Raw genomic sequence first — 7,836 nt, 5'->3', positions numbered from 1 at the left:
AAATACCATAACTTTTTCCTTTTTCATAACCCTTTGCATATACATCTCCCAATCCTTCATCAACACCAATCTGATAGGAATGAATATCAATTGGATAAGCATATCTTCCAATTTCATCTGGAAATACTGCCTGCATCCCAGCACTTTTCCCCTGGGTATATCCTGTAAAAGTGAAGGTTTTTGATCATATTTTTTTGAGGCAGCTAGCATCCACAACTCCCCCGGCAAAAGGTCTAACCTCTTACCTTTCCCGGAGATACTCCGATCATTTTCACAAACGCTCTGGAAAATGTTCTAGAGTTGGTGTAACCGACCGCTGCAGCAATTTTTTCGATCGTCATATCCGTATTTTTCAAAAGCTCCATAGATTTTTCTATACGAACTTTGGTTATATATTCAAGCATACCTTCCGAAGTTTGTTGTTTAAACATTGAGGAAAGATAGGTATTCTTAATATTAAATTCAGCTGCTACCATATTACAATTAAGATTGGGATCCGCAAAATGCTGATCAATATATTCTTTTGCCTTTTTTACAACTTCCTCAACTTTTCCTGTGGCATCATTAACCTTACTATTTATATCACATATTTCTTTAAATATTTCAGAAATTTTATCTTTCATATCTATGAGTGTGGTACAATCGGTAAGGCTTTTCAAAGCATCACCATATTCAAACACAAACTCCCTTCCGTTTTCATTCATCTCAATAATTACTCTTGAAATCATGCCCATAATTTCATACATAAAGCACCGGGCCATCAAAATAGATGCGCTGAAGTTTTTCAAATTTCTTTCAAATATTTCTTCCAGTATTTGATGGGCATTTGCATAGTCCCCGCGTTTCAATGCCATGCTTAAGCGAATTTCTCTCTCAATCGGAAAATGATATAAAATTTTGGATTGCTCAATAATATTTGAATACTCTATAATACCATATTGATTAACAAACTTGTATTCAAGGCATTCGAGCGCCTCATTGTAACACAGGCGTATTCCCTCCAAATACGGATGTTGGCCGGAAATACCACTGGAAAATCTAATATTAAAGTTTTCAGAAATGATTTTCTGAGCTACAGAGATGCTATCCACCAATGATCTTTTTATATCCGTTTTTTCGGAGTTAATGATACAAGCAAGCATACTGTTTAAATTACAAAAAATATAATCATAACCTGATTTCAAAATATCGCTCAACACATTGGAAACCACTATTTTAGCCAAAGTGTAATCATTTAAGTCCTCCTCTTGATTATTTTCAAAGACGGTTTCATAGGTATCTTCAATATAAAAAAGTACCAATGTAAAATAATCATGATCAAACTTAATATCTAAGCTGTATAGAATGTTTTCCATAGATTCGTTCAAAAAACTTTCCCCATTAACCAGTTGGGTAAATACAGCATCTTTTATAACTGCTTCTTGGATTTCGATTCGTTTTGAATGGGTTTCATTTTCTTTAAGAATTCTATCTACCACTTCGGTTATATACTGCATTTCATCGACATCCTGTCCTCTTGTCGATTTGGCAGATATGCTTCTGAGCCGATTTTCAAGACCTCTTATCGGCTTATAATTTCTTTTTGTAACAATTACCGCAATCAAAAGCCCCAAAATGCTATAAATAGAAATAAACCCAGTTGTTTTTTTTCTTAAACTGTTAAGACCACTCATATACTGTTCTTCATTGATTACAAACATATATGTCCAGGAATTTTCGTCAGAAGAATCTCCGAGTATAAAATAGTTTTCATACTCGTTCTTTGTATCACCACCAAGTTCCGCAACCACTTGGGCAATGGTATCAAAATTTTTCTCAGAAGTTATGTTGGACAAAAATATCCGGTTATCCTTATCCAGTACGCAAAATGCCCACAAATCACTGTCGGTACCGCTCATAGAAATAAAATTTGAGCACGGCATTCGAAATACCACTGTCGCGAGCGGCCTGTTATAATCTACATTAAAAACAGAATATTTATACAGAATCTCATCCTTTGTTTTATCACCGTCCTTTGCTGGAAGATAAATAAATTCTCCAATCCCTTTCTCATTCAATAATTCGATATATTCATCATATTCCATATCCATATCGGCATAGTAGGTATCAAAATATCCTCTGCTGTCCGAACTGCTTTGAGCGCTGACAATATAGTCGGTTCGGGTAAAATAAATATATACTTCACTGATACCGATACTGAAATAGGAGCTGTCGTTGATCTTGCTTCTTATACTGCCTAAATTATAACGGAAATATCTGTCGGGCTGCTCCACAAGACAAAGCTCTTTTACTAAATCATTTTCGGCGAGTTCAGCAGCAAAAATACTAAGATTTTTTTGAATATTATCAATATGCTGTTTCTTCTCTTCAAGAGTTATACCCGCAGTCAGGTTGATCTGCTCTACAACGGTTGTTTTTGATTCATAATATAAAGAAAGGCTCATACCAATCATTAGAAGCAGAATGAATATATATGACAGAAACCATGATACTACCATAGTATTTCTCTTTATAAAAGCAATCCCTTTTCTCAATGCTTACCATCTTCCTTCTGTTATTTTCAAGCAGTCATACTGTAATATTTCAATCTTTTAGCTTTTATAAGCGGCTTCATTGTTTCAAGATCGTTCCACAACATCACACAAACTTGGGCATCTTTGTTTTTGGTTGGCAGAAAACACTCTAGGTCATCGGAGGCATCTTCATCGATTGCAAATTCCAAAAATGTATTCTCAGAATAAAGAGCCGCTACCAATACCCCAGTTAGCAAATCTGTATTCGGTACAGCGCGAAAGTTTAGTTCTCCTTCAGAAAAAAAATTTTCAACCAAGGCGCCGTTCTGTCGGCATACAATCGTCCACGCTTCCTCGTTTGCACCCAGTTTTTCGATCTTTATATTGTCCAAGGCAATATAACCATCCGTCGTTGCCGAAGAGGAATATGCCCCAAACCTTATGATGTTAAACACTTGTGGAAGATTCGAAAAAGTACGGAAGGTACACGTCTCTGTCTGCCCCGGAATGCTGATATCAACATATTTTTTAAGTGTATATAAAGTGACCGAAAAATCCATCCATTCGCCAGAGTTGGATATTGAAACAGTCTGCCCGCCGGTGGATATGGTTCCATCACCAAATCTTAAAACACCTATATACTGACTGGAATTATTGCTCTTGATTTCAAGAGAAGCATTCACATCACCGGAAACCAAAATACTTCCGCTTATTCTGATTGGCCCAGTACCGCTGCCATTGAACAAAGCGTTCCAAGTATCCCCTTGCGTATCTTTGACCACAGAATAATCCAAATATTCAGATTGATTCATATATGGGCCGTACCATACCGTGCACAGATCCGATGTATCTTTTCCGCCGATCCCACCGACCTTCTGCAAATTTTGGTTCGTTCCCCGTAATCGGGACCATGTACCAGCAGCATGCCATTCAGCTAAACCGGTTTCGATATAGCCATCTGTTTGATATAAGACAGCATGCGTCAGCAGCTTAACCGGCCAATAAACATGCCGGCCATCCACGCAGGTTATGTCAATATATTTGCCGTCTATCGTATGCTCGGGCTGTAAAGTATATCCATTTTGGTCACGGTATTCAATATTCGAAACACCGCTCCACATTCCGCCATTTTCAATATCCTTTCTTTGTAAGTTACTGGAGAGATAAAAAATGCCTTTATTGGCAAACTTTTCGATCTCAGAACAAACATGGGAAAAGCCCGCAGGACTTTTATATAGCATATATCCTTCCGGTTGCTTTATCAGTTCCATGTCATCAATCCATATTGCCCCCGAATTTCCCGCATTTGACAAAATGGATAATGTATTATAACAAAAAGCTGTATTGCTGATGTATTCCTGAGCAAGCAGTTCGTCATCGCGAAAGACATACAACACATCCTCGCCTTCCCCTGAGGCTTTTTGAAGGACAAACTCCAGGTGATACCACTTGTTGAGAACATGATGTACAGGCACCGTCTTATCACACACTGTAATTCCGCCGCCGGCGATCTGTGCAAAATTTGTATCGGACCATTGAATCGAAATTTCACCGGGCGTATTTTCAAACGCGTAGTACATGGAACCATACAGTACTGCGCCATCAAGATTTTCAGTAAAAGGGATATTTTGAATCGTCCAATCGTCTGTCAAGCATATGCTTCTATCTGTATTGGCTCTGCCAAATTTACCTCCAGCCGTTGCCATGCCATACGTATTTTCACCGAAATCTTCGTTCAGGAGAAGTTCCGCATTGGATGTGCTTTCAGATATGCTCCAGGAATCAATATCTCCCTTGCTCGGCACACAGGCAAATTGGGAAAATCTAACTTCAAGATTGATTTGTCCGCTTCCCGACAGCTTCAGTGCAATCCGTGTCACCCCTTGGTTTTGATTTTGTGATGCGGCATTTGTAAGGCTCTCCGGTGGTGTCGCCGCCCCTGTTTCGCTGGCATCCACCACAACATTGGAATTCCACGTAAGATAGATCCTTTTTCCATTCTGCGTAAGCATCATCCGATTGTTGGCACTGTCCACCGTCACCTCTGCTTTAGTGTGCATGTACCAATAGACCTCAGAACTTCGATTTAAGGTAATTTCATCTCGCACCGTCAGTTCTGACATAGATTTGTCAACGAAAAATCCTCGTTTCAACGTATCCGCTTCATCATATGCTTCTGACATATCATACACACAGTAGGCTTCTGTGTCCGAATATTCATATTCAATCAACGGAACATACGCACTTGCCGTTTGGTTATACTTCGCATCATTGTTGATGGTAAGTGTATTATGTCCCTCTGTCCTTTTTCTGTAAAGCTGATTGTCAGCAATGCCAGAATTATAATTTTCTGTTCCAAGATCAACGGCCCACTTTTCGCCTGCCATATCAAAGACAAAGGCTCCTGCATCGTTATGAGAATGGTACGCGCCTACCGTTCCACCATGTGCCGAAACCCAGAACGCATTTGCATCAAAATACGCACTTCGCGTCGAAAAGCTCTCAACCGTGCCAGAGGTGGTGATAACCTTTGGCATTGCGGTATAATTGGTACCTTGTATAAAATCTATTCCATGAAAATAACATATCGCTTCCAGCGGGATAGTGGTAAAATCGTCATTAAATAACTGCATTTTGCGATGACTGATTATCGCCTCATTGGCATATTTTATGCCAAGCCAGGTAAGCTGGTTATTAAAGGACGGATTTTTCATATCGTTTGCATCATGGTAGTTGTTAATTCCATTTTCTGATTGCATCGATATGATATACTCTGCCGTTTTATCCAGCCCAGGTGCATTGAGCAGACCATAATCACTGCCAAGAGAAAACTCGATTGCACCTATCATTGAAGATAACGAAGTCATGGTCTTTCCCCAATAAATAGGTCCCTCTGCCCAGCCGCCTTCTCTATCAAAACATTTCAGCGTATACTCTATGCTTCTGACTGCATTTTCAAGCATCTCGCTGCAAAACGCCGGATTTTCCTCCATAATTGCAAGCGCTGCAACCGTAATCCCGTTGTTTACAATTGTGTTGTAATTACTGCTCCATTTTGGGAAAATGCCGCTTATTTGCGTAGAGGTACCGGTACCTACAGCACACCCCTGAAGACGTCCATAATACGCAAGAGATAACGGCTTCAGCCCAAGTTCAACAATCGTTGACACTATAGCCGTCTTTTGCTCTTCCGTCCATACATCATACATCCAGTCATAAGCAATACCAAGACCATTTAAAAACATTCCCGTGTCTATAATGTGCGCTGTGTTTAAATCCGGAAATTGTGATACGGCACTTAGATCATCCCATGCTCTTTGCGCATATTTTTCGTTCCCTGTCAAAAGATAAGCAAATCCATATAACTGCATGTTATTTTTAAACTGTTCCGCCATATCATGCATTCTGTAGGTATCCTGAAAGCGATATGAAATTGCTTCATCTGAGAAAGCGCTGTCAGCCTTTTGTATATTATAGTCCAGCATCCTGCGGAGCAGCGCATCCTGTTCTGCCATAATTTTCATTTGCGTTATGTCATCATCCGTAATGAACAGTCTTGGATGTGGTACACTGGCGTTTTGTCCAAAATCAGCTGAAATCGTCGCCGCATCCGGACGCTGGTACAACACATAACTTCTCAGTTCCTCTGTTGCTGTGATATAAGGAAGCGTTCCAACATAAAACGGCCTTTTGTAGATTGGCGTATCCGCCGATATAGCATTATCAAACGGACGTGTACCAAAATACATCGTCCCGTCGCCATCGTAAATTGTACACAATGCCTGCTGCTCTGCGGCATATTTTACCGAAATCTTTGTATCATTTCCACTCGATATCACCGGCATATCAGCTGACTGCTGCAAGTTCGCGTCAAAAATTCTATTAAACTCTGCAACAGTCACATACAGATCCTCCCCAATCTGTACCGGTTTTGAAGAAAGCGGTATCCGCTCCCCCTTTTTCCATGCAAAATCAGCATATTTGCTTAGTACAATCTTATCCGATAAATAGTTTGCCATATCTGTATCATCATAAAACACCGATGACCGAACCTCGGTGATTTCGTCAGCTTCGTCAACAACATAAGGCTGTGCCAGTCCTGTTATCTGCCAGTGTTCCATCATTAAATCGCCCGTACCGTCACCATTGTCAAGACTGACTCTAACCTGTGTCAATTTTGTGAACTTCGATGAAAACGATATCCCCTTTCCTACATGTATATTATTGATATACACTTCCATCGTATGGTTTTCTAAATTTACATAACATTTCCAGTGGGCAGCTTCACCATTCATTTGATCAACATAGTCGTTCCATACATATTGGGAACCGGACAGTTTAAGATTCCCATGGGTATCTATTGCTGCAATCTGCACATCGGTATGATATCCTGTCCCCGCCTCGGCCGCATTAGCAGCATTATATAATGCACTGTCCCGCAGCCTGAACAGGAGGATGCTTGCACCTTTTTCAGGAACTGTTACATCCGATTCGATGACAAAATACTGGTACACTTTTTCGCTGCCATAGATAGCGGCCTTTTCCATCTTTACGTCTATGTAACAGTCAGAAGCCTTTCCCGCAACGCCTTTATGCAGGGTAATGGCGTTGCTGCGATTTGCATTCCTATAATCCAATCTGCCGAAGGTAATTGTATTTTCACCAGAAACAACAGTAGAAGTATTGGGGTCATATGAAACGTCAGACGATAAATTAAAGTATGCCGGTTTCTGAGCAGTGGCGGACAAAATATTTCCGGTGTTGGGGTAATCACTATGAAAATAGGTATAATCTCCGGCATCATCATCAATCAATTCATCAATATTATCTACAACCGCATCATCCTGCGCCGCAAATATATCCGGACAGGATGACAGAAGAATAGCTATACTGAGGATACTATATATAACAAGTCTTTTCAATCGTATTTTTTCCATTGTAACCCTCCTTGTTGCATGACACCCTTGACGTATAACAGACAAAAATGCAATCTAAAATTTCGAAGTCGCCATATTTTTCTGCTTTATTTTGAATACGCCCGGCTGCACTCTTCACACATCATTACGAAAGCTCCAATACCGTGTAAATCGTTTTTTTCTTTCGGCCTGTCAACATAATAGTCATAACTACCGACCATGGTGCCTATACATATCGAAGGAAGTGTAAGCCGATTCTCTTTTACAGTAACACCATCTATTGAAGTGAACCCCAAAAGTTGGACAAATTTTAAAATTAATTTGCTAAGGATTGAGTTCTAAACTGAACAGGACTCATTCCTTTTAATTTTAATGAAATTCTCTCGTTGTTATAGTAATCAATATAC

4 protein-coding genes are annotated in these 7,836 nt (G+C 39.8%); all 4 read right to left on the bottom strand.

From position 1 onward, the window contains the following. Nucleotides 1-233: 233 nt before the first annotated feature. Nucleotides 234-2,498 carry a helix-turn-helix transcriptional regulator gene (locus INF28_RS12450; protein WP_226393778.1) on the bottom strand — a complete coding sequence of 755 codons (2,265 nt, stop codon included), beginning with the start codon at nt 2,496-2,498 and terminating at the stop codon, nt 234-236. 62 nt (nt 2,499-2,560) lie between these two features. Continuing rightward, nucleotides 2,561-7,450, bottom strand: a complete 4,890-nt coding sequence (locus INF28_RS12445) for a heparinase II/III domain-containing protein (RefSeq protein ID WP_226393777.1) — start codon at nt 7,448-7,450, stop codon at nt 2,561-2,563. A gap of 86 nt (nt 7,451-7,536) precedes the next feature. Next, entirely contained in the window at nt 7,537-7,725 is a 189-nt protein-coding gene (locus INF28_RS13135) for a glycoside hydrolase family 88 protein (RefSeq protein WP_264175783.1), read from the bottom strand. 20 nt (nt 7,726-7,745) lie between these two features. Continuing rightward, a partial coding sequence (locus INF28_RS12435; protein ID WP_226393436.1) for an IS3 family transposase occupies nt 7,746-7,836 on the bottom strand: 91 nt, incomplete at its 5' end.

Origin of the sequence: Ructibacterium gallinarum, from assembly GCF_014982785.1 — a bacterium.
Classification (GTDB): Bacteria; Bacillota; Clostridia; order Monoglobales; family Monoglobaceae; genus Ructibacterium; species Ructibacterium gallinarum.
The sequence above is the reverse complement of the archived record's forward strand: the minus strand, read 5'-3'. Positions and strand labels throughout refer to the sequence as shown.